We start from the raw sequence: 23,447 nt of genomic DNA, 5'->3' as shown, positions 1-23,447 counted from the left end.
AACGCTTATTGGTCAGGCGAGGATTGCCCAGAATTGTGCACTGCACAGATACGTGGGATCGCGTATACTGCACCGCAAAATAGCGACGTAGATTTTGGTACGGAGTTTGCTGGCTAGCGTGGGTCAGTCGAGCCGGGCAGGAGCATCACAGTGGCAGGGCGGCAGCGGATAGACCGCGTCAGGCGCCAGTATAATCAATGGGTTGCCAACCAGACGCTGGAAGATTACGCGCTGCGCTTCACCGCCAAGAGCGCGCGGCGATGGTCCGCCGCCCGCGTCGCCAATACCGCGCTCGGCGCCATCTCTTTTCTGGCGCTGGAAGCGATCGGCGGCACCATTACGCTCAATTATGGCGCCGCCAACGCCACGTCAGCCATTCTGGTCGTCAGCGTCATCATCTTCCTCTGCGGCCTGCCGATTGCCTATCATGCCGCCAAATGCGGCATCGATATTGATCTGCTGACCCGCGGCGCCGGCTTCGGCTATATCGGCTCGACCATTACCTCGCTGATCTATGCCTCGTTCACGTTCATCTTCTTCGCGATCGAGGCGGTCATTCTCGCGAGCGCGCTCGAAATGTGCTTCGGAATCCCGCGGCCGCTCGGCTATCTCATCAGCGCCGTCGTCATCATTCCGCTGGTGACCTACGGCATCACGCTGATCAGCCGCTTTCAATTGTGGACGCAGCCACTCTGGATCGTCCTGCACATCCTCCCTTTCGTCGCGATTGCCTACGCCAACCCGCACTCGTTCACGGAGTGGCGCAAATTCGCTGGCGAGCATGGAGACGCAACCGGCCATCTCGATCTGCTGCTGTTCGGCACCGCTGCCTCGGTGGTGTTTTCGCTTGTTGCGCAGATCGGCGAGCAGGTCGACTTCCTGCGGTTTCTCCCCCGCGACCGCCGCACATCGCGGACGTCGTGGTGGATTTCGCTACTGATCGCAGGCCCAGGCTGGATCATCTTTGGGGCGCTCAAGCTGCTGCTGGGCTCGTTCCTCGCTTTTTTCGCGTTGAGCCACGGGCTCTCCAACGAGCAGGCAGCCGAGCCCGCGCATATGTATCTCGAGGCGTTTCGCTACGTGCTGTCGCAGCCGGACATGGCGCTAGCGCTGACCGGAACGTTCGTCATTCTCTCGCAGATCAAAATCAACGTCACCAACGCTTATGCCGGCTCGATCGCCTGGTCGAACTTCTTCTCGCGGCTGACGCACAGCCACCCCGGCCGTGTGGTGTGGCTCGTCTTCAACGTCCTGGTCGCGCTGCTGTTGATGGAAATCGGCGTCTACAAAGCGCTGGAGCAGACGCTGGCGCTTTACTCCAACGTGGCGATTGCCTGGGTCGGCGCGCTGGTCACCGATCTCGTCATCAACAAGCCGCTCGGCCTGCGGCCGCAGCACATCGAGTTCAAGCGCGCGCATCTCTGCGACATCAACCCGGTCGGCGTCGGCGCGATGACGATCGCGACGATCGTCTCGATCTCGGCCTTTTACGGCCTGTTCGGCCCGACGGCGAAGGCTCTCTCCGCCTTCGTGGCGCTCGCGGTTGCCTTCGTCACCGCGCCGCTGATCGCCTGGGCGACCGAGGGCAAATATTACATCGCGCGAAAGCCGAGGCGGAGCTGGCAGAACCTGGAAGCGATCCAGTGCTGTATCTGCGAGCATTCGTTCGAACCGGAGGACATGGCGTCCTGCCCGGCCTATGCCGGGCCAATCTGCTCGCTGTGCTGTTCGCTCGATGCGCGCTGCCACGATCTCTGCAAGCCACATGCACGCGCCGGCGCACAGGTGTCTGACATGCTGGGCAAACTGCTGCCAGAGACGATCTACGCCCGGATCAATTCGCAATTCGGGCACTATCTCGGTGTGTTCGCGGTTTCCGCGGGGCTGGTCGGGCTGACGCTCGGGCTGATCTACCTGCAGACCTCGGCGGCAATGCCCGTCGAGGAATTCGCGCTATCGGACGTGCTGTGGAAGGTGTTCTTCGCGCTCACCATCATCATCGGCGTGGTGGCGTGGCTGTTCGTGCTGGCGCAGCAAAGCCGCCGCGCGGCAGAGGCGGAGACGCGACGGCAGACTGCGCTCTTGATCCAGGAGATCGACGCGCACAAGCGGACCGATGCCGAGCTGCAGCGCGCCAAGGAAGTGGCGGAGTCAGCTAATCTTGCCAAGAGCCGCTATGTGGTCGGGCTGAGCCATGAACTGCGCTCGCCGCTGAATGCCATCTCGGGCTACGCGCAATTGCTGGAGCAAGACACCGGCCTCGCCACAAAACCGCGCGATCAGGTGCGCGTGGTTCGCCGCAGCGCCGATCATCTCTCGGGATTGATCGACGGTATTTTGGATATCTCCAAGATCGAGGCCGGCCGGCTTTATCTGTCGCGTGACGAGGTCCGCCTGAGCGAATTTCTCGATCAGCTCGTCGGCATGTTTCGCGTTCAGGCCACGACTAAGGGCATCGATTTCGTGTTCAAGCGTCCTTCGGTGCTGCCGCTCGTCGTCTATGCCGACGAGAAGCGGCTGCGGCAGGTTCTGATCAACCTCTTGTCGAACGCGCTGAAGTTCACGCAGACCGGCAGCGTGCAGTTCGTCGTGCATTACCGCAGCCCCGTTGCGGAGTTCGAGATCATAGATACCGGGCCCGGTATCCAGCCGGACGACCTCGAACGCATCTTTGCCCCGTTCGAGCGCGGCGCGCTCGGCGTCTCGCAGCCGCAGACCGGCACCGGCCTTGGGCTCACCATCAGCCGGCTCTTGGCGGGCGTGATGGGCGGCGACATCAAGGTGACCAGCGAGGTCGGCAGCGGCAGCACGTTTCGGGTTAAAATCCTGCTCTCGGAAGTCACTAATCCGACCCGGATCGCGCCGGTCGAGGCGCCGATCTTCGGCTATCATGGCCCGCGCAAGACGATCCTGATCACCGACGACGATCCGATCCACCGCGATCTCCTGCGCGAGGTGCTGACGCCGCTCGGCTTTATCCTGCTCAGCGCGCCCGATGGACCCGGCTGTCTCGCGCTGGCGCAGCATTGCCGGCCTGATTTGTTCTTGCTCGATATCTCGATGGCTGGGATGGACGGCTGGACGGTCGCGGAAACGCTGCGCACGAGCGGCCATCACCAGGCACGCATCCTGATGGTGTCGGCGAGCGCGCTGGAAGCGCATGGCACGCCGCTGGCGCAGCCGTTCCACGACGGTTACCTGATGAAGCCGATCGATATTCCCAAGCTCCTCGAAACCATCCGGCAATTGCTGAAGCTCGAATGGCAGTATGAGGCTGACGACGTCCCTGTCCCGCATTGGAGGCCGGAGACCGGCTCGCGACCGCCGGTGAAACACGTCGAGGAACTGATCGGGCTCGGGCAACTGGGTTATGTCCGCGCGATCCAGGTCAAGCTCGACGAGATCGGCAATGACTATCCCGAACATGCCGACTTCGTGTCGCAAATGCGCTCGCTGATCGACCGCTTCGATCTCGACCAATACATGGCGACTTTAAAGACTTTGCATAGCTATGATCATTGAACCCAAAAAGCGCGACGTCGCCCTCGTCGTCGACGACTCGCCGGAGACGCTGCGGCTACTGACCGACGCGCTCGACGGCGCGGGCATGACAGTCATGGTCGCGCTCGATGGTGCTTCCGCGATGCGGATCGTCGACCAGATCACGCCCGATATCGTGCTGCTCGACGCGGTCATGCCGGGGATGGACGGTTTCGAGACCTGCCGGCGGCTGAAGCGCGATGCCGGGCTCGACCACGTGCCGATCATCTTCATGACGGGCTTGGCTGAGACCGAACACATCGTTCGCGGCCTCGAAGCCGGCGGCGTCGACTATGTGACAAAACCGATCGCGGTCGAGGAGATGCTGGCGCGCATCCGCGTCCACCTCGCCAATGCGCGGCTGACCCAGAGCGCCCGCGCCGCGCTCGACGTCTCCGGCCGTTATCTGCTCGCCGTGAATGCCGCGGGCAAGATCATGTGGGCGACACCGCAGGCGCAGAAATTGCTTTCGGATACGCTCTCCGCCGGTAGCGACGACGACGTCGTGCTGCCGGACCCGATCCCGCAATGGCTCGACGAGGCGCGCAAGGGCAAGGCCGGCACGAAGACGGCCGTGATGGCGGCGTTACCCGGCAACGAGCAGCTTCGGCTGCAATATATGGGCAAGCTCGGCGCGAACGAATTCCTGCTGCGGCTGGCCAAGGATTCCAGCACCGAAACGCCCGCGGAATTCTCCAGCGAGTTGGGGCTGACGACGCGCGAGGGCGAAGTGCTGTCGTGGCTCTCCAAAGGCAAGACCAACCGCGACATCGCGCAGATCCTCGGCCTCTCCCCGCGCACGGTCGACAAGCATCTGGAGCAGATCTATTCCAAGCTCGGCGTCGAGAACCGCACCGCAGCCGCCGCGATTGCGGTGAATGCCAAGAACAGGAGGGGGTGAGGGACTGGTTGCCGCTCCCTCTCCCCGTCCTTAACGGGGAAAGGGTTGGGGTGAGGGGCTGCCTACGCACATTCGACTCGCGGAGAGAGCCCCTCACCCCGACCCTCTGCCCGCAAGAGCGGGGGCGAGGGAGAGGAAACCCCCTCATCCTGAGGAGCGCGGAACGCGCGTCTCGAAGGATGAAGGCCATGCTCGGGCCACATGGTTCGAGACGGCGCTGACGCGCCTCCTCGCCATGAGGGTCGAGCGGATCAGTTCGCCGCCGCCAGTTTCTCCGGCGCGGTGCTCGACTCCATCTGCGCAATCAGCCGCCTCAGTTCCGGAATGCAGGAGCCGCAATTGGTGCCGGCTTTGAGTTTGGCGCCGATTTCGGCAGCCGAACGCGCGCCGGCGGCAACCGTATCGCCAATCGTGTTGCGGCCGACGCCGAAGCAGGCGCACACGATCGGGCCGGTGTTGGCGAGGCCGTCGGCCGATTTGCCCGACAGCAGCATGCGGCGCTGATCGTGATCCAGTCTATCGGCTGCAAATAGGTCCTTGACCACGTTCCAGTCGCCGGCATCGCGCGCCGGGCCGATGAACAGGCAGGTGTCGATGCGGTCGCCGTCAAAGGATGCTGCGCGGTAGACGCCTCCGCCAAAGTCCTTGTATTCGGCGACATCGTCGCGCAGGAAGGATTTCAGCCAGAACTGCCAGTCTGCGACATCGGCATTGTCGGCAAACAGGTAGCCGTGCCCACCATTGACGGCGACGCGCGCCACCCAGGCATGTGCGGGCAGTCCGAGCGGCTTGCGCGACAGCGCGAAACCGCGGAAGACATAGTCGTAAGGCGCAACCGAGGCCGGCGTCGCCTTGTTCTCGGGCTGGCCCGAGAACGGATCGGTTATCGGCGCCACCAGCGAGCCGACGCGTGCACCGGTCGCATTCGCCTCGCTCCAGTGGATCGGCGCGAACAGCATGCCGCGCTGCTGGCGTTCGCTGACGATAACACGAAGCGTGCACTGCCCGTAATCGGTGATGACCCGCGCGAAATCGCCGTCAGCGACGCCGTACCGCGCGGCGTCGTCGGGATGGACCTCGACGAACGGCTCCGGCAGATGCTGGCCGAGCCGCGGGCTTTCCCCCGTGCGCGTCATGGTGTGCCACTGGTCGCGGATGCGTCCGGTGTTGAGCCGCAGCGGTCGCGCGGCCGTGGTCTCGGTCCGCAACGCCGGCATTTCCGGCGCGACGAAGCGGGCCTTGAAATCGTTGGCGAAGAAACCGCCTTCAGCGAAGAAGCGCGCCTGCGGCTCGGCACCCTGGCGGACCGGCCATTGCACCGGCGCCATCGCGTCGAAATCGTTGTCCGACAACGATTGCAGCGCGCCGATGTCGAAGTCTCGCGCGCCCTCGTTCTCGAAGGCCGAGAGCGCGGCGTGCTCGCGAAAAATATCCGCTGCCGAGGTGAAGCTGAAGGCGGCGCCGAAGCCGAGGCGCCTGGCGACCTCGCCCATGATCCACCAGTCGGGCTTGGCTTCTCCCGGGAGGGAAAGGAACGCGCGCTGCCGCGAGATGCACCGCTCCGAGTTGGTCACCGTCCCGGATTTCTCGCCCCACGCCTGCGCCGGCAGCAGCACATGCGCGCCGGCATCCACCGTGTCGTTGGAAATCACGTTCTCGGAAACCACGAAGAGATCGAGCTTCTTCAGCGCCTCGCGAACACCGTCCGCGTTCGGCAGCGACACCGCCGGATTGGTGCCCATCACCCACAATGCCTTGATTTCGCCGCGCGCAATCGCCTCGAACATCTGCACCGCCTTCAGCCCTTCATGGGTGGCGATGCACGGCGCCTTCCAGAACCGGCGCACGCGATCGATGTCCGGTGGTGTAAAGCCCATATGAGCGGCCAACTGGTTGGCGAGCCCGCCGACCTCGCGCCCGCCCATCGCGTTGGGCTGTCCGGTCAACGAGAACGGCGACGCGCCCGGAAGGCCAATCCGTCCGGTGGCGAGGTGGCAATTAAGGATGGCATTGACTTTATCGGTGCCCTGCCCCGACTGGTTGACGCCCTGCGAATAGAGGGTCACCACGCGCGGCGTATTGGCAAACATCTGGAAGAACGTGGCGACGTCCTGCTCGGACAGGCCGGTCGCCAGCGCCGTGGCTCCGACGCTGCCGGCGATGCTGCGCGCGCGGGCGATCGCGTTGTCGAAGCCGGTGGTGTGGAGCGCGATGTAATCGCGGTCGAGCGCGCCGTTGTCAGTGAGGTAAACCAGCAAGCCGCTGAACAGCGCCGTATCCGTGCCCGGCTTCAGGCCCAGGAATAGATCGTCATCGCCGACAGTATCGGTCCGGCGCGGATCGATCACGACGATTCGCGCGCCGCGCTTCTGCTTGTTGACCAGCATGCGCTGGTACAGCACTGGGTGACACCATGCCGCGTTGGAGCCGACCAGCACCAAAAGGTCGGCGTCGTCGAGATCCTCGTAACATCCGGCACGGTGTCGGCACCGAAGGCGCGGCGGTGGCCGGCGACGGACGAGGCCATGCACAGCCGCGAATTGGTGTCGACATTGGCGCTGCCGATAAACCCCTTCATTAGCTTATTGGCGACGTAGTAGTCCTCCGTCAGCAACTGACCGGATAAATAAAAGGCAACCGCACCCGGGCCGTCGCGCGCGACAATGTGCTGAAAACGATGTGCGACATGGTCGAGCGCGTCGCTCCAGGCGACCCGCTCCATGTTTCCCTCGCCGCAGCGGATCATTGGATACAGCAGGCGATTGGTCAGGCCGAGCGTCTCGCCGAGCGCCGAGCCCTTCGAACACAGCCGGCCGAAATTGGCGGGATGCTCGGGGTCGCCCGATATTGCCGCCCCGCCCCGCCCGTCCGGCGTCGCCAGGATGCCGCAGCCGACGCCGCAATAGGCACAGGTGGTTTTGACTGCGCGGAGATCGGGATCGACGACGGTCATGGCAGCAACCGGTTCATGCAGCTTCCGACCGCGTCGCCAGCGAGCGGCCGAACATCATGTCGGCACGGATTCTGGCCGTGGGCTGACGCGTGCGGATCAATTCGAGATACCAGAGCGCGTCGGCGACATCGCCGATCAGCGCCGCGCCCGTCAGTCGCCCGTCCGCGATCACCAGCTTCTTGTAGGTGCCGTGGTTGATGTCGGAGAGCACGATGGCCTCGCTGCCGTCGCCGCCCATGAAATCGCCGGCGGAGAATACACTGACGCCTGAAACTTTCAGATTGGTCGCAACGATGCTCCCGCTGTACAACGCTTCACGCCCGGCGAGATGCCGCGCCAGCACCCTCGCCTGTTCATAAGCCGGCTCGACCAAGCCGTAGCAGACGCCGCGATGTTCGGCGCACTCACCGATCGCGAATACGTCGGCTGCGCCGGTCTGCAGACGGTCATCGACCACGATGCCCCGGTTGACAGGGATACCAGCTTCCATGGCTAGCGCGATGTTGGGACGAATGCCCGCGGCAAAAATCACGGCGTCGGCCTCGATCCGACGGCCGTCCGTCAGTTCGACGCCCTCGACGCGCGTCACGCCATGGATGCACGCGGTGTTGGCGTTGAGCAGGATCTCGATACCCTTGCTCTCGACGAGGGATTTCAAAAGTTCGGCTGCAGGCGCGTCGAGCTGACGCTCCATCAGGCGGTCCATCAGGTGCACCAGCGTCACCGGTGCGCCGGCCTTGGCGAGGCCATGGGCCGCTTCGAGACCCAATAGTCCGCCGCCGATCACGACGACACGCTTTTTCTGGGCGGCCAGCGTCAGCAACAGGTCGACGTCCCTGCTGTCGCGAAACGTGTGCACGCCGGCGAGATCGGCGCCGGGTATATTGAGCCGCAGCGGCGACGAGCCCGTGGTCAGCACCAGTTTCGAAAACGGAATGCTCTCGTCGTTCTCGATCTTGAGTTCACGGCGACCGAGATCGATCTCGGTCGCCACGCAACCATATTTCAGGGTGACGCCGCGGTCGCGCCACCACGACGCCGGCCGCAGCTCGATGTCCTGCGAGGTGGTCTCGCCGGCCAGCACCGATGACAACAGCACGCGATATAGGCGAGCCGCGGTTCGTCGCCGATCACGGCGATGGCGTAGCGGCCCAAAGCCACCTTGGCGAGTTCATCGACCAGGCGGGCGGCGGCCATGCCGTTGCCGACGATGACTAGCGGCTCGCTCATGATGGCGCATTCCTTACTCGGCGGCTTGAGCGCTGCCGTAGGCTTCCGAGATCATGTAGCCGGACAGCGTGGCGTAGGCTGCGGTCCAGGCTGCGGCGACATCAGGCGTCCAGGCCGCGCCAAGACCTTTTTCGAGCGTCCACAGCAGCACACCGCCAACGACCGGATAGTGCTCGGCCTTGGCGCCGTAGCTGACGTGACGCTTTGCCAAGGCGCTGGCGGCCGGCAACACCGATTCGAGATTGCTCAACCCGTTCACCACCACGGCCAGCGTCGCCATCAGCTTCTTGCGCTGCTCTTTCATGTCGACAGGAAACATCGCCTTCACCGTTGGCGCGACCTCGAATAGGCGATCGTAGAATATAACGGCGGCCTGCTCCAAAATCGGCGCAACCTTGGCGAAGCTCTCCTGAACCAGATTGATTTGCGTTGGATTCACCGAAACTCTCCTCGTGATGTTAAGGACAATCCAGTTGGTCGCGCGGCGGGAACAATAGTTCACCGCCAGAACTCCATAAGAGAGGCGCCTACGCCGCCTCGACGAAGCGATGCCGCTCGTAGAGGAATTCGAGCACCCGCTGCCGGCACTTGAGATAGCCGGGGTTGGTCGCGAGCTCGAGCCGCTTGCGCGGCCGCGCCAGCGGCACTTCCAGCACTTCGCCGATCCGCGCGCTCGGGCCGTTGGTCATCATCACGATGCGGTCCGATAGCAGCACGGCCTCGTCGACGTCATGCGTGATCATCAGGATGGTGTTGCCGAGCTTCTGGTGCAGCGCCATCACCGAGTCCTGCAGATGCGCGCGGGTCAGCGCATCGAGCGCGCCAAAGGGCTCGTCGAGCAAAAGCACCTTCGGCTCCATGGCGAGCGCCCGCGCAATGCCGACGCGCTGCTTCATGCCGCCGGAAATCTCCGACGGGCGCTTGTCCTTGGCATGCGCCATCTGCACGAGGTTGAGATTGTGCATTACCCAGGCATCGCGCTCGGCGCGGGTCTTGGTCGACGAAAACACCTTGTCGACTCCGAGCTTGACATTTTCGTACACCGTCAGCCACGGCAGCAGGCTGTGGTTCTGGAACACCACTGCGCGATCCGGTCCCGGCGAATTGACCTCGCGGTTCTCCAAGAGCACGCCGCCATTGGTGGCGCCGGTGAGGCCGGCCACAATGTTGAGCAGCGTGGACTTGCCGCAGCCGGAATGGCCGATGATCGAGACGTATTCGCCCTTCTCGATCGTCAGGTTGATGTCCTTCAGCACCTCCGTCGTGGCGTTGCCGCGGCTGAAGGCCTTGTCGATATGGTCGAGCTTCAGATAGGCCTGCATGACTTGATCCTTCAGTTCAGCGCGGTGCCGCGGGTCACGATCTTCGCCATTCCCGCGATCAGGCGGTCGAGCACGAAGCCGATGATGCCGACATAGAACAGCGCCAGGATGATCTCGCTGATGTGCGAGGAATTCCAGGCGTCCCAGATGAAGAAGCCGATGCCGACGCCGCCGATCAGCATCTCCGCCGCAACGATCGCAAGCCACGAAAGGCCGATGCCGATGCGAAGCCCCGTGAAGATGTAGGGCGCTGCGGCCGGGATCATGATCTTGGAGAAGAACTCCAGCGGATTGAGCTGCACGACGGCTGCGACGTTGCGGTAATCCTGCGGAATGTTGCGGATGCCGACCGCGGTGTTGATGATGATCGGCCAGACCGAGGTGATGAAGATCACAAAGATCGCCGAGGGCTGGCCGTCGCGGAACGCGGCCAGCGACAGCGGCAACCAGGCCAGCGGCGGAATGGTGCGCAGCACCTGGAACAGCGGATCTAGCCCGCGCATCGCCCATACCGACTGGCCAACCAGCGTGCCGAGCGCGATGCCGACGATGGCCGCAATCGAATAGCCATACGCGACCCGCTGCAGAGAGGCGGACAAGTGCCAGAACAGGCCTTTGTCGATGCCGCCGTTATCGAAGAACGGATCGAGGATCAGCTCCTTGGTGTCCTTGAAGACGCGCGACGGCGGCGGCAGGGTCGAGCCGGTGCGGCGGCATACCAGCTCCCAGAACAACATCAGCAGCGCCAGCACGATCAGCGGCGGCACGACGCGCACCGCGATCTCCTTGCCCATCTTGACGTATTTCTCGGCTCGCGGCGCCTGCTTGGGCGTCATCGTCACCACCGGCGCCGCAGAGGTCGGCGAAGCGGTCGGAATGGCCACGGCGGTGGCTTCAGCTTTGATCGCGGGCATCGTCATTGAAAATGCATCTCCGTGTTCAATAGGCGGGCCGCCCGCAACCGCGCGCGGCCCGAGCTTGATCAGACTTCGACACGCTTGATCGAGAGCGACTTCAGGTACGCAGCCGGATTCTCCGGATCGAACACCTTGCCGTCGAAGAAGGTCTCCTTGCCGCGCGAGGTCGAAGTCGGAATTTCTGCAGCGGGGACGCCCAGCGTCTTGGCTGCTTCCTTCCAGAGATCCTCACGGTTGACCTTGCCGATCAGCGCCTTTGTGTCGAAGCCCGCTTCATATTTGCCCCAGCGGATATCCTCGGTGAGGAACCAGAGATCGTGGCTCTGGAACGGGTAGGAGGCGTGATCGCGCCAGTACTTCATGATGTGCGGCGAATTCTCGACGACCTTGCCGGGGATGCCGTAGTCGAACTTGCCCGCCGAACGGTCGTAGACGTCGTCGACCGGACAGTTCATCCATTGCCGCTTACCCATGATGGTGGCGAGCTCTTTCTTGTTCTCGGCCTTGTCGGCCCATTGCTGCGCCTCCATGATCGCCATCAGGATCGCCTTGGCCGCCTTCGGATACTTGTCGACCCAGGCCGCGCGCATGCCGAGCGATTTCTCCGGGTGCTTGTTCCAGAGCTCGCCCGTGTTGACGGCGGTGTAGCCGATGCCCTGGTTGATGAGCTGCAGATTCCAGGGTTCGCCCACGCAGAAGGCGTCCATCGTGCCTACTTTCATGTTGGCAACCATCTGCGGTGGCGGAACCACGATCGTCTCGACATCCTTGTCGGGATCAATGCCGCCGGCGGCGAGCCAGTAGCGGATCCACAGGTCGTGGGTACCGCCCGGGAAGGTCATCGCGACCTTGGCCGCCTTGCCGGCGGCCTTCTTCTGCTCGAACACGGCTTTGAGTGGCGAAGAGTCGGTGCCGATCTTGAGGTTGGCATATTCCTTGGCAATCGAGATGCACTGCGCATCGAGATTGAGCCGCGCCAGGATGTACATCGGCGTCGGCACGTTGTTCTGCGTCACCTTGCCAGCCGAGATCAGGTAGGGCATCGGCGTCAGGATATGCGCGCCATCGATGCCGTTCCCTTCCGAGCCGAGCACGAGGTTGTCGCGGGTCGTGCCCCACGACGCTTGCTTGGCGACCTCGACGTCGGGCATGCCGTGCTTGGCGAAAAATCCCTTGTCCTTAGCGACGAACAGCGGCCCGGCGTCGCTCAGCGCAATGAACCCGAGCGTCGCCTTGGTCACTTCCGGCCCCGCCCCTTGCGCAAACGCGCCGGCGGGGAAATTCAGCTTGGCCGCCGCGAGCAATGCCGCCGTACCGCCGGTCGCCTTCAGGAGCTGACGGCGGCTGAAACCACGTGAGGTCGGAATAATGGGCTTCGTCATAGGTATTTCTATCCTTCGTTGGAAACGGGGCCGTCCGACTGGGTCACCGCGCGAGGCGCAGGAGGGCGCGTTCCGGGGAGGCCCGGAGTGCGGCGTCACAATTCGGATGAGTGGTCTCAAGGGACGGCATCAATGGCGTCAGCACTAGCTATTCAAGCATCGTGCCAAGGATCGCGCGGTGAAAAAAGCGCAGTTTCATCAACGAATTGATTGATCATCGCGGCAAAAAGCGGCAGCGGTCACGAACCAGTCACGGCATTCTAAAATTGCGATTCGCTCAATTCTTGTGCGGCGCACAAGAATTGAGCAAACGCAAAAACAGACGTGCTACGCGCCCTCGACGGCTTTCGCCATCATCGGTTTCGGCGCGCTTCCCTCGCCTGGCTTCACGCGGAATTCGTAGCTCATCAGGTGCCACGGCTCGCCCGCGGGCTTGCCGTCCGGCATCGTTGGATCGGTGCGCTTTTCGATTCTGGCGACCAACTCGTCCTTGACGCCGAACACCACGTCGGAATCGAGATATTTGTCGCCGTCGATGAAGACGTGGGTGATGAGCGGCTGATAGCCGGGCGCATCGACCAGGAAATGGACGTGGGCCGGCCGCATCGGGTGACGGCCGGTCTGCACAATCATCTCGCCCACCGGACCGTCGGTCGGAATCGGGTAGCTACACGGCAGGATGGTGCGGAAGAAGAACCTTCCATCGGCGTCGGTGATGAAGCGCGCCCGCGACGACGGCCCTTCGGTCGCATAGTCCGACTTCTGGGAATCATAGAAGCCATCATCGTCGGCATGCCAGATATCTACCGGCACGTCCGCCAGCGGCTTGCCCTCGAGGTCGGTGACGCGGCTCTGCACGAACATCCGCTCGCCGGGTAGCGTGGCCGAGATATCGGTGCCGTGCGGCATCACCTTGTGCTCGCCGACATAGAACGGGCCGAGCACCGTGGTCTCGGTGGCGCCCTCACGCTCCCGGTGGTTTACGGCATCGACCAGCATCGAGACGCCGAGCACGTCGGAGAGCAAAATGAATTCCTGCCGGATCGGGGTGCATTTCTGGCCGGTCCGCGTCAGAAAATCGATCGCGTATTCCCATTCCTCGAAAGTGAGGTCTGTCTTGCGGACATAGTCGTGGAGCGACTTCACCAATTCCTGCAGCAGGAATTTGGCGCGCGGATCCGGCGTATTGTCGAAGCTGCGGATCACGGCGGCGGTCAGTTCGGTCTCGCTGAATTGGCGCATTTTTGCTGTCCTGCGGGATAGATGAAGCTGGCGTCAGCCTACACCAGCGCCCCACTCCACATAAACATGGCCGGTTGGAACGGAGGACACTTTTCGGCTATCAAGACCCACCTCGCCCAGCCGGAGATCAGCGCCGATGCTAGCCCCTACCCACGCCTCGCCCGAACAAGCCGGAATGTCCAAGGCGGCGCTCGATCGCCTCGAAAATCACCTGAAGCAGCGCTACGTCGATGCCGGCCGCTTCCCGGGGACGCAGCTCCTGATCTATCGCCGCGGCAAGGTCGTCCATTCGACCGCGCAGGGCTTTGCCGATCTCGAGCGGAAGGTGCCGGTCAAGGACGACACGATCTTCCGCATCTATTCGATGACCAAGCCGCTCACCTCCGTCGCCTTCATGATGCTGGTTGAGGAAGGCCGCGTCGCGCTCGACGAGCCCGTGCATAAATATATTCCGGCATGGAAGAACCTCGGCGTGTTCGTGGCCGGTACGAACCCGGCCTTTCTGACGCGGCCGCCGTCACGGCCGATGCTGATCGTGGACCTGTTGCGTCACACCGCCGGCCTGACATACGGCTTCCAACAGCGCAGCAATGTCGATGCCGCCTATCGCGAGAACAAGATCGGCGAAGTCATCAAGGCCGGCACGCTGCAAGGCATGATCGACGATCTCGCAAAAATTCCGCTGGAATTTTCGCCGGGCGAAGCCTGGAATTACTCCGTCGCCACGGATGTGATCGGCTATCTCATCGGTCTGATCAGCGGCAAGCCGTTCGAGCAGTTCCTGAAGGAGCGCATCCTCGATCCGCTCGGCATGAACGACACCGATTTCTTCGTGCCCAAGGACAAGGCGCATCGGTTCGCGGCGTGTTATTCAGCCGATGCGCAAGGCGGCATGACGTTCCACGCCACCGAGCGCAAGGGCACGCTGACGCTGCAGGACGACCCGGCGACGAGTTCGTTCCTGGAGCCGCCCTCCTTCATCTCCGGCGGCGGCGGCCTGTGCTCCACCGCGGCCGACTATCTCACTTTCTGCCGCGCGCTGCTCAATGGCGGCGAACTCGGCGGCGTCCGCCTTTTGGGCCCGAAGACGCTGAAGCTGATGACGTCGAACCATCTGCCCGGCGGCGTCGACCTGCCGGCGATGTCGCGCTCGCTGTTCTCGGAAGCGGCCTATAACGGCATCGGCTTCGGCCTCGGCTTCGCCGTCACCATGAACCCGGCGCAGACCTTGATTGCCGGCAGTCCCGGCGAGTTCAACTGGGGCGGTGCGGCGACGACGTCGTTCTTCATCGACCCGGTGGAAGAACTGATCACGATCTTCATGACGCAGGTGCTGCCGTCGAGCGCCTATCCCTTGCGGCGCGAGCTGCGCACCATGGTGTATGCCGCGATCATGGACAGCAATCTCTGAGACACACGGTCATTCCGGGGCGATGCGAAAGCATCGAACCATGGTGCGCAGTTGCACATCCGAGAATCTCGAGATTCTCGGATGTGCAATTGCGCATTCTAGTCGTCGCTTCGCGCCGCCCCGGAATGACCCAAGGTAAGTCCTGGTTCCAACGCGCGAGGACGAGCGCGCTGCAGTCCGGCACTTTTCCCGAGAGCAGGCTTACATCGCTCTAATATTCTTGGCGAAATTCGGCGGCTTCTCCTATGCTTGCGTCGATTGGGCGTCGATCCGGGGCTTGCGTTGCCGAAACTTTCATTGCCAGTGCGTCTCGCCCTTCTGGTTGCGGGAACCACGCTGCCGCTGATCCTTTTCGCGGCCGGCATCGTTTTCAACCAATACAAGCAGGACCGCCAGAACGCGACGCAACGGGTCCTTGAAACCGTGCACAGCATTCGCCTCGTGCTCGACGCCGAGATGCAGCGCATGACAGGCGCGCTGCAGGTGCTGTCGCTGACCAACTCTTTGCGCAACGGTGATTTCAACGGTTTCCGTCGCATCGCCCAAGGCTTCCTTGACCAGTACGGCGAAGGCGGCGTCGTGCTGGTAGCGGGCCGCGATGGTCGCCAGTTGTTCTCGTCGCTCACCTCGGATACCGCAAGCCTGCCACCGCGCAACAACCTCGCCATGGTGGACAGGGTGTTCGCGGAAAAGAAGCCGGTCTATTCGAACCTGTTCTTCGGTGCCGTCAAGAAACGCTTGATCGTAACGGTCGAAGTGCCCGTCATCGTCGATGGCGAAGTACTCTACGACATCTCCTTCAGTCCACCGATTGAGATCTTCCAGGCGATGGTCGAGCAGCAGCGGCCAAGCAAGGACTGGACGATCTCGATTTTCGACGGCGAAGGCACCAACTTCGCGCGTGTGCCTAACCCGCAGGAGACCGTCGGCAAACGTGCATCGCCCTCGCTCTATGCGGAGATGTTCAGCAATCCGGAAGCCACCCTGCCGACGGTATCGCTCGAGGGCGTGCCGCTGATTACGAGCTTTGCCCGTTCCTCGCTCACCGGCTGGACGGTTGCCGCCGGCATCGCCGAAAGCTCGCTGGTCGCGCCGCTCTGGCGCAACCTCGCGATCACGAGCGTGATGGGCGCCATTCTCCTGATGGTCGGTCTCGCCTTCGCGGTGCGGATGGCAACCCAGATCGCCCGCGGCGAGATGCTCCACAATCTTCTGATCGAGGAACTCAACCATCGCGTCAAGAATACGCTCGCGGTCTTGCAGTCGATCGCCACCCAGACCTTCCGCAGCGCGAGCCGGGCGGAGCGCGAGAAGTTCGAGGGAAGGCTCGGCGCGCTGGCAGAGGCGCATAATTTGCTGAGCCAGGAGAAGTGGCAGGGCGCGGAACTGCGGGAGGTGATTGCGCGGGTGCTGCAGCCCTATCTGCTCAACAATCCGGAGCGGGTGCGGATGTTCGGACCGCAGGTTCCGCTGTCGCCACGGCTCGCCGTGGTGCTGTCGATGATCGTGCACGAGATCGCGACCAATGCCGCCAAATACGGCGCTCTGTCGAACGACACGGGGACCGTGGCGGTGGATTGGGAGATGCTCGAAGAAAGCGACGGGCGCAAGTTGCGCTTGATCTGGACCGAGGCCGGCGGCCCGCCCGTCACGGCACCTGTGCAGCGCGGCTTCGGCTCGCGGCTGATCGAGCGCAGCGCACGCGACCAGCTTGGCGGCGAAGCAACCGTCGATTTCCTGCCGCGCGGAGTCGTCTACACGGTAAGCTGCACGCTCGACAGGGAAGAATAGCTATTTAAGCATCTCCGGCACGATCAGACGCGGCAGCAACAGCGAAACGCTGGGCCAGATGATGACGGCGGCGAGCACCAGCAGCATCGGTATCAGCATGATCACCGTGTCTTTCAACGCGTAGCGCAGCCGCACGCCCGCGATCGAGCAGGCGATCATCAGGCACAGGCCATAGGGCGGCGTCACCAGGCCGAACGCCAGCGACACGATCGAGATGATCGCAAACTGCACGGGGTGCAGATCGACCGACTTTGCCAGCGGCTCCAGCACGGTTCCGACGATGACGATCGCCGGAATGGCATCGAGGAAGCAACCGACGACCAGAAAACAGAACGCGATGAAGAAGCCCGCCCCCATCGTGCCCATGCCCCAGGTCGAGACATTGGCCAAAAGCTCCTGCGGGATCTTGTAATACGCCAGCAGCCAGCCGAACGCGCTTGCGGTGCCGACGCAGAACAGCGCGACGCCGGCGAGGCGTCCGGTATCGAGCAAGGCCTTGTAAAGTTCGCGGACGCCGGTCTCGCGGTAAAAGAACGCCGACAACACCACGGAATAGAGCACGGCGACGCAGGCGGATTCGGTCGCGGTAAACCAGCCGAGCAGGATGCCGCCGACGATGATGAACGGCGTCATCAATGCCGGTATCGATCGCCAGATGGCGTAGCCGATGTCGGTCCAACTGGATTTCGGGTAAGTCGGATAGCCGCGGCGCACCGCGTAGACATGCACGGTCGCCATCTGGGCGCCCGCGATCAACAGGCCCGGGACGATGCCGGCCAGATACATCGCCGCGATCGATGTCGAGATCAGCCCGCCCCACACAATCATCAGGATCGAGGGCGGGATAATGACGGCGAGCACCGCCGATACCGCCGTGATGGCGATCGAGAACGAGAGGTCGTAGCCTTCCTTGGTCTGCGCATCGATGAAGATCTTGGACTGGCTGGCGGCATCCGCGGTGGAAGAGCCGGAAATGCCGGCAAAGAAAACCGACAGAACGACATTGATCTGCGCCAGCGATCCCGGCCAGTGCCCGACCATCGAGCGCGACAACGCCACCAGGCGGTCGGTGATGCCCCCGATGCCCATCAGGTTGGCGGTCAACAGGAAGAACGGCACCGCCAGCAGGATGAACGAGTTGTAGGCGTTGAAGGTCTCCTGCGCGAGCGTCATGATCGACAGGCGCGGCTCGATCAGCAGGATCGGCACGCAGGCAAGTCCGAGCGCAAACGCGACCGGCACGCGCACGATGAGCAGGCCAATGAAGACGCCGAACAGGACGAGCGCGGCTTCTCCGGCAGAAAAAACATTACCGCTCATTGCTTTGCCCCAAGCAGAATCCGCATTTCGTCGAGGATCTGTTCGCCCGCAAACACGATCCAGGTCATGCCCGCCACCGGCCATGCGACATGAATCATCCAGAGCGGCAGATCGGCCAGTTCCGACGTCCTGTTCCACGCAAACCGTGTGAATTCGAGTCCGGCCCATACGAACACCAGCGCCAGCGCCAGAATGCCCAGACGCGCCAGGATCCGCACGGCGGCTTCGCTTCGGCGCGACAGGTCCGGCCACACATCGACTTCGAAGTGCTGCGCCTCTCTGATTCCGACCATGGCGCCGATCATGATGGTCCAGATGAACAGGAAACGCGCCATCTCCTCGGTCCAGATGTAGGACGGGATGAGCGACGTATAGCGCGAGATGACCTGCAGGGTGACCGGAACAACCAGAATGCCAACGCATGCGGCGAGCAGGATTTCCAATAGTTTTGCATAGGCCGCCGTCGCGCGTCGCCATAGCGACGGGTTCGGCGGCATCGATATTTCAGTCATCGTGGCTCCGGGAGGTAACGATCACGGAATGGGGCAAGCCGCATGGCTTGCCCCACGTCCTGTCGCTCGGCGCGACAGTTCTCAGGCGACGTTGATCTTCTCGAAGATGGCTTCAGCGCCGATTTCCTTAGCGTAGGTCGCCATCACGGGATCGGCGAGTTTCTTCATGGCGTCGCGCTCCTCGAAGGGAATGCGCTTGAGCTTGCCCGCCTTCTCTAGCGTGTCGAGCTTGACGACTTCCTCGCTCGACTCCAGTTGGCGGCCGTAGTCGCCGGCTTCCTTGCCGGCCTTCATGATCGCGTCCTGCAGATCCTTCGGCAGGGTCTTCAGCGTCTTCACCGAGAAACAGATCGGCCGGATCGATACCGCGTGCTGCGTCAGGTTGAGATGGGGCGCGACTTCGTAGAACTTCATCGCCTCGACGCCTGCCGCCTCGTTCTCGCCGGCGGCGATCACGCCGTTCTGGATGGCGTTGTAGACTTCGTTATAGGCGATCACGGTCGGGCTCATGCCGACGGCGGCAAACGTCTTCGACCAGATCGGCGCGCCCTGCACGCGCACCTTGAGGCCCTTGAGATCGGCGAGGTTCTTGAGCGGCTTGTTGGCGAAGATGTTGCGGACACCGCCGCCGGCATAGCCGATCAGAACCACCTCGGCCTTGGCCGCGACTTCATCGGCGATCGGCGCCAGAATGTTCGCCTCGACCACCTTGTTCATATGCTCGATGCCCTTGAAAACAAAGGGCGCATCGATGAACGGCGCTGCCTTGGCGAATGTCGACATGTGGGCCGGCGAGACGATGCCGTAATCGACCGCCTTGCCTTGCGACATGTACTCGAAATACTGCTTTTCGAGGCCGAGCGAAGAGTTGCGGTGCAGCGTGAAGTTGATCGGCTTGCCGTAATATTTCTTCACCAGTTCTTCGAAGCGGAGCAGCGCCCGGTTGAAGGCGTGATCGTCGTTGAACTGCACGGCGCCGTTGAGCGAGATTGACGTCTGCGCCCGCAGGATCGACGGCATGCCCAGGACGCCGGCCGCAGCCGTCGCACCAAGGCCCGCAAGTAGGGTTCTTCGTTTCATAGCTTCCTCCCCAGTAAAGCCCGTCCCTTGTAAGCGGGACTTTGGCCTGGCCGACGACGCGGCCACTACCGCAAAGCGTATGCAAAACGGTGCGGCTGTGGAAGCCAATTTAAGTAGTACCAAGGCCAATAAGCCGCAGACGGTCAGTCCGATGAATGCAACATTTTGGGCAAATCCCGCCCCGGGCTCGGGCCGAACCTGCGTCCCCTGGCGCCAATAGCCGTAGGCGCGACACGGCCTCGCGGCATGCGCGTCGCCGCGCGACATCGACGATGGATGCCGGCGCCACGGTGCAGCCAACCGACACGGCGCAAATATTGCGCGACGTCGGATCCGGCCGGCCCGCATGCACGACATTCCCATTCGAACGACGCTGCACCAGATCAATTTGCAGGATTCCGATAGCGCGGCGAGCACGCGGTTTGCCGCTATTTCCCGGCACGCCCGATCAGAAAGCGGAGCTGAACTCTGCTGCATTTTATCAGGCATCAGTGGCGGCGGAAATTTTCAGCAACAACCGCCGATGCGCTGCGAACGACTGCACAATCAGCCCGCAAAACCCGTGGAAATCCGGTGCTTGATCGCGACACAGTATGCATGTGGCTAAAATCTGTGGCCTTTGAACTCGCGGTGGTTGTGGTTTGTCAAATATTTTGCCAAATGTAGCGGGCGGGGTTTTTGTCAACACGCCCCGGGTGCCGACAGCTTTAGGTAGTTGCCGGTGCCGGTATCAGGATGCTTCCAATACGCTCAGGCGTTTGGCTACCATCCCGCAATCTCAGGAATTCCGTGGTTCCCTCTGCAACTCACGGACCGGACTGACTTTAACGCGGTACATATGGATGAACCCCTGACCTACTCTTGCCAGGGTTTCCCGATTGAAGGACGGTAAAACCAGAATGAACAGATCAGCAGCGAAAAAGATGAAACAGCGCAGCGCCGGCAAACCCGATATCGAATTGGGTAAGCGGATTCGCCTGCGGCGTGTGGAACAGAAAATCTCGCAAGCGGAGCTTGGCGACAAGCTCGGCGTCAGCTTCCAGCAGGTTCAGAAGTACGAGAAGGGCGTCAATCGTGTCGGCGCTGCTCGTCTTCAGCAAATCGCTACCGCGCTCGACGTGCCGGTGACGTTCTTCTATGACGGCGACGGCAAGGCGCGCGAAGTCGAGAGCCTGCTCTTCCTGGACAGCGCGTTCAGCCTGAGGCTGCTGCGCGCCTACAGCAAGATCAAGGACCAGACTGTACAGCGTCAGTTGGTGTCTTTGATGGAATCGATCGCCGCCAACGAGGGCTAGGCATTATCGCGCCTGGATCGCAGCACCGCGGACCCGATCAATCGACGCGAGAAATCGCCGGGTAGCCTGTTGCTGCGCTGGGCCAATCTTGAGCTGGCCGGGACTAGACTGCGACGCCATCAGGATGGGGATGGCGGTGTCCGGGTGCACCACAGCTAAAGCCGACGCGGCAGGTCTGCGACGACCACCCAGGTTCGACCATCAACAACGATTGCATTACCGTCACGCCGATGCCCGCCACACGCGATGCGCGTGAGTCCGCTCGTGCCCTGACGACCTCACCATTGGCCGGCGCCCTCTGCTGGTAGCACCTGCAAATGCGGCGATTGACCTCGGCGCGAAGCTTGTCCGACAATGGACCACGCCTCACGACTGAAAGCCGCAACCGATGCTCGACATCCCAAAACCTGCCGAAATATCCCAAGCCGACGGCAAGATCCTGCACAGCGTCAGCGATGGCGTCGGTGTCATCACCTTCAACAATCCCGACAAGCGCAACGCGATGTCGCTCGAGATGTGGGAAGGTCTGGGCTACGCGCTGACGGCGCTGCGCGACGATCCTGACGTGCGCGTCGTGATCCTGATCGGCGCCGGCGACAAGGCCTTCGTCTCGGGCGCCGATATCAGCCAGTTCGAAAAGACCCGCCATAACGCTGCGGCGTCGGAAGAATATTCCAAGCGAAGCGAGGCGCAGCGCGCGCTGCTCGCAAGTTACCCCAAGCCGACCATTGCCTGCATTCGGGGCTTCTGTCTCGGCGGCGGCATGCAGGTCGCGATGCTCACCGATATCCGTATCGCCTCTGACAGCAGCCAGTTCGGCATTCCAGCCGCCAAACTCGGCATCGCCTATGGTTATGACGGGCTCAAGCACCTGGTCTCGCTGGTCGGCCCATCCTGGGCGCGGCTCATCATGTACACGGGCATGCGGATTGAGGCTGCGGAAGCATTGCGCATCGGATTGGTCGACCGCGTGCTGCCGGATACGGAATTGTGGGAGGCCACCATGGAGATCGCCCGCACCATCTCCGGCAACGCGCCGCTCGCCATCAAGGCTGCCAAGATCACCATCGCTGAAGTGCTCAAGGACGAAAGCAAGCGCGACATGGAGGCGATCAAGGCGATCGGCCGCGCCTGCATGGACAGCGAAGATTTTCGCGAAGGCCGAACGGCTTTCATGGAAAAGCGCAAGCCGCAGTTCAAGGGGAAGTAACCGGCCTCGATGCGCCAATCAGCGAAAAACTATCCGTCATTGCGAGCGAAGCGAAGCAATCCACGTCTCCGCGAAAAGAAAGAATGGATTGCTTCGTCGCCGCGCTCCTCGCAATGACGGCCCGGCGTCACAATGCCTCGATTACCGCCTTCGCAATATCCGCCGTACCGTTGCTGCCGCCGAATTCCATCGGCTTGATTCCGCCCGCATACGCCTTGTCGACCGCGCGCTCGATGCGCTCGCCGGCTTCCGCTGCGCTTTCGAGGCCGTGCTTGTCGGCGAGCCAGTCCAGCATCATCGCCGCCGACAAGATCATCCCGGTGGGATTGGCCTTGCCCTGCCCCATGATATCGGGCGCGGTGCCGTGGCACGGCTGAAATACGGCGTAGCGGTCGCCGATATCGGCCGACGGAGCCATGCCGAGCCCACCGATCAGGCCAGCGGCGAGGTCGGAGAGAATGTCGCCGAACATGTTCTCCGTCACCATGACATCGAAGTCCCAGGGGCGCTTCACCATCATCAGCGAGCAGGCATCGACATAGAGCCGGTCGGCCCTGACATCGGGATGGCGCCTGGCCGCCTCGTCGAACATCTCGCGGAAGAACGCGAACGCCCTGAACACGTTTGCCTTGTCGACGCAGGTCAAGCCGCCGTTCGCTCGTCCCCGCGCCTTGCGGCGCTCGGCGAGCTTGAACGAAAACTCGAACAGCCGCTCGGAGGTCTTGCGCGTGATGACGAGCGTCTCGCGCGCCTCCGTGTCCGTTACCACGCCCTTGCCCATCGAGGCGAACAGGCCCTCGGTCGATTCCCGGATCAGCACGAGATCGATGCCGCGCTGGTCGGCGCCGACGATCGGGCTCGGCACGCCCGGGATCAGCCGCGCGGGGCGCACGCCGGCATAGAGATCGAAATGGAAGCGCAGCTCGATCTGCGGAGCGATCTCGGTGTTGTCAGGGTAGCGTACCGATGGCAGGCCGCAGGCGCCAAGCAGGATGGCGTCCGCCTCCTCACACAGCCGCACGGTGCTGTCGGGCATCGACTTGCCGGTCGCGAGATAATTGTTGGCGCCGGCCGGTGCCTCGGTGAAGCGAAACTTGAGGCCCGACGTCGCCTCGATCTTGCGCAGGACTTCCAGCGCCGGCACCATCACTTCAGGGCCGATGCCATCGCCGCCGAGCACGGCGATGTGAAAGGCGTTATTTGCGGACATGGGGTTCCTTGAAAGAGATTTGGGAATTTTCCTCGTCATTGCGAGCGAAGCGAAGCAATCCATCGCGCGGCATAACGGATGGATGGATTGCTTCGTCGCTACGCTCCTCGCAATGACGGTGGCAACAGCGA

The 23,447-nt window shown here is 62.7% G+C and carries 15 protein-coding genes and 2 pseudogenes; 6 read left to right on the top strand and 11 right to left on the bottom strand.

From position 1 onward, the window contains the following. Positions 1 to 150: 150 nt before the first annotated feature. Both HCN58_RS03015 and HCN58_RS03010 read left to right on the top strand, forming a co-directional pair. A complete protein-coding gene (locus HCN58_RS03015) occupies positions 151 to 3,522 on the top strand; it encodes a hybrid sensor histidine kinase/response regulator (RefSeq protein WP_171577864.1) in 3,372 nt (1,123 codons plus the stop codon). Beyond that, complete coding sequence (locus HCN58_RS03010) at positions 3,512 to 4,441, top strand: response regulator (RefSeq protein WP_171577863.1); 930 nt, start codon at positions 3,512 to 3,514, stop codon at positions 4,439 to 4,441. Before HCN58_RS03015 ends, HCN58_RS03010 begins: the two co-directional genes overlap by 11 nt. 251 nt (positions 4,442 to 4,692) lie before the next feature. Here the strand turns inward: HCN58_RS03010 and HCN58_RS03005 are convergent. The 7 genes and pseudogenes from HCN58_RS03005 to HCN58_RS02975 form a co-directional block, all read right to left on the bottom strand. Beyond that, positions 4,693 to 7,394, bottom strand: a pseudogene (locus HCN58_RS03005) (nitrate reductase). A 13-nt stretch (positions 7,395 to 7,407) separates the two neighbouring features. Further along, positions 7,408 to 8,624 (bottom strand): annotated as a pseudogene (locus HCN58_RS03000) (NAD(P)/FAD-dependent oxidoreductase). A gap of 13 nt (positions 8,625 to 8,637) precedes the next feature. Then, positions 8,638 to 9,063: a globin family protein gene (locus tag HCN58_RS02995; protein ID WP_171577862.1), complete on the bottom strand. Its 426-nt coding sequence runs from the start codon at positions 9,061 to 9,063 to the stop codon at positions 8,638 to 8,640. Positions 9,064 to 9,151: 88 nt separating this feature from the next. Further along, entirely contained in the window at positions 9,152 to 9,946 is a 795-nt protein-coding gene (locus HCN58_RS02990; protein ID WP_171577861.1) for an ABC transporter ATP-binding protein, read from the bottom strand. Between the two features lie 11 nt (positions 9,947 to 9,957). Then, positions 9,958 to 10,866, bottom strand: a complete 909-nt coding sequence (ntrB, locus tag HCN58_RS02985) for a nitrate ABC transporter permease (RefSeq protein ID WP_171577860.1) — start codon at positions 10,864 to 10,866, stop codon at positions 9,958 to 9,960. A gap of 62 nt (positions 10,867 to 10,928) precedes the next feature. Next, the gene (locus tag HCN58_RS02980; protein WP_171577859.1) at positions 10,929 to 12,245 is read right to left on the bottom strand and encodes a CmpA/NrtA family ABC transporter substrate-binding protein; all 1,317 of its coding nucleotides are present in this window, start codon (positions 12,243 to 12,245) and stop codon (positions 10,929 to 10,931) included. Between the two features lie 327 nt (positions 12,246 to 12,572). Further along, positions 12,573 to 13,487: an intradiol ring-cleavage dioxygenase gene (locus HCN58_RS02975; RefSeq protein WP_171577858.1), complete on the bottom strand. Its 915-nt coding sequence runs from the start codon at positions 13,485 to 13,487 to the stop codon at positions 12,573 to 12,575. Between the two features lie 136 nt (positions 13,488 to 13,623). Here HCN58_RS02975 and HCN58_RS02970 point away from each other — a divergent pair, with 136 nt between their 5' ends. Both HCN58_RS02970 and HCN58_RS02965 read left to right on the top strand, forming a co-directional pair. Next, a complete protein-coding gene (locus HCN58_RS02970) occupies positions 13,624 to 14,898 on the top strand; it encodes a serine hydrolase domain-containing protein (RefSeq protein ID WP_171577857.1) in 1,275 nt (424 codons plus the stop codon). A gap of 282 nt (positions 14,899 to 15,180) precedes the next feature. After that, positions 15,181 to 16,689: a sensor histidine kinase gene (locus HCN58_RS02965; protein WP_171577856.1), complete on the top strand. Its 1,509-nt coding sequence runs from the start codon at positions 15,181 to 15,183 to the stop codon at positions 16,687 to 16,689. On the opposite strand, the gene HCN58_RS02960 is transcribed toward HCN58_RS02965, so the two are convergent. From HCN58_RS02960 to HCN58_RS02950, 3 genes are all read right to left on the bottom strand, one after another. Beyond that, a complete protein-coding gene (locus HCN58_RS02960) occupies positions 16,690 to 18,009 on the bottom strand; it encodes a TRAP transporter large permease (RefSeq protein WP_171577855.1) in 1,320 nt (439 codons plus the stop codon). Further along, positions 18,006 to 18,521 carry a TRAP transporter small permease gene (locus tag HCN58_RS02955; protein ID WP_171577854.1) on the bottom strand — a complete coding sequence of 172 codons (516 nt, stop codon included), beginning with the start codon at positions 18,519 to 18,521 and terminating at the stop codon, positions 18,006 to 18,008. Before HCN58_RS02955 ends, HCN58_RS02960 begins: the two co-directional genes overlap by 4 nt. 81 nt (positions 18,522 to 18,602) lie before the next feature. Then, positions 18,603 to 19,601, bottom strand: a complete 999-nt coding sequence (locus tag HCN58_RS02950) for a TRAP transporter substrate-binding protein (protein WP_171577853.1) — start codon at positions 19,599 to 19,601, stop codon at positions 18,603 to 18,605. Between the two features lie 899 nt (positions 19,602 to 20,500). Here HCN58_RS02950 and HCN58_RS02945 point away from each other — a divergent pair. Together HCN58_RS02945 and HCN58_RS02940 are read left to right on the top strand one after the other, a co-directional pair. After that, entirely contained in the window at positions 20,501 to 20,896 is a 396-nt protein-coding gene (locus HCN58_RS02945) for a helix-turn-helix domain-containing protein (RefSeq protein WP_028347342.1), read from the top strand. Between the two features lie 388 nt (positions 20,897 to 21,284). Next, positions 21,285 to 22,106, top strand: a complete 822-nt coding sequence (locus HCN58_RS02940) for an enoyl-CoA hydratase (RefSeq protein ID WP_171577852.1) — start codon at positions 21,285 to 21,287, stop codon at positions 22,104 to 22,106. Between the two features lie 127 nt (positions 22,107 to 22,233). On the opposite strand, the gene HCN58_RS02935 is transcribed toward HCN58_RS02940, so the two are convergent. Further along, complete coding sequence (locus tag HCN58_RS02935) at positions 22,234 to 23,316, bottom strand: isocitrate/isopropylmalate dehydrogenase family protein (RefSeq protein WP_171577851.1); 1,083 nt, start codon at positions 23,314 to 23,316, stop codon at positions 22,234 to 22,236. Positions 23,317 to 23,447: the final 131 nt, after the last annotated feature.

This window comes from Bradyrhizobium australiense (assembly GCF_013114825.1).
Lineage (GTDB): Bacteria > Pseudomonadota > Alphaproteobacteria > Rhizobiales > Xanthobacteraceae > Bradyrhizobium > Bradyrhizobium australiense.
Note: the sequence above shows the minus strand (reverse complement) of the source record. Positions and strands in the feature narration are given on the sequence as shown.

Coding starts and splice junctions, on each gene's coding strand:
- HCN58_RS02970 (WP_171577857.1), top strand. CDS start 13,624: ATGCTAGCCCCTACCCACGCCTCGCCCGAACAAGCCGGAATGTCCAAG.
- HCN58_RS02940 (WP_171577852.1), top strand. CDS start 21,285: ATGCTCGACATCCCAAAACCTGCCGAAATATCCCAAGCCGACGGCAAG.
- ntrB (WP_171577860.1), bottom strand. CDS start 10,866: ATGACGATGCCCGCGATCAAAGCTGAAGCCACCGCCGTGGCCATTCCG.
- HCN58_RS02955 (WP_171577854.1), bottom strand. CDS start 18,521: ATGACTGAAATATCGATGCCGCCGAACCCGTCGCTATGGCGACGCGCG.
- HCN58_RS02960 (WP_171577855.1), bottom strand. CDS start 18,009: ATGAGCGGTAATGTTTTTTCTGCCGGAGAAGCCGCGCTCGTCCTGTTC.
- HCN58_RS02935 (WP_171577851.1), bottom strand. CDS start 23,316: ATGTCCGCAAATAACGCCTTTCACATCGCCGTGCTCGGCGGCGATGGC.
- HCN58_RS02980 (WP_171577859.1), bottom strand. CDS start 12,245: ATGACGAAGCCCATTATTCCGACCTCACGTGGTTTCAGCCGCCGTCAG.
- HCN58_RS02975 (WP_171577858.1), bottom strand. CDS start 13,487: ATGCGCCAATTCAGCGAGACCGAACTGACCGCCGCCGTGATCCGCAGC.
- HCN58_RS02950 (WP_171577853.1), bottom strand. CDS start 19,601: ATGAAACGAAGAACCCTACTTGCGGGCCTTGGTGCGACGGCTGCGGCC.
- HCN58_RS02945 (WP_028347342.1), top strand. CDS start 20,501: ATGAACAGATCAGCAGCGAAAAAGATGAAACAGCGCAGCGCCGGCAAA.
- HCN58_RS02990 (WP_171577861.1), bottom strand. CDS start 9,946: ATGCAGGCCTATCTGAAGCTCGACCATATCGACAAGGCCTTCAGCCGC.
- HCN58_RS03010 (WP_171577863.1), top strand. CDS start 3,512: ATGATCATTGAACCCAAAAAGCGCGACGTCGCCCTCGTCGTCGACGAC.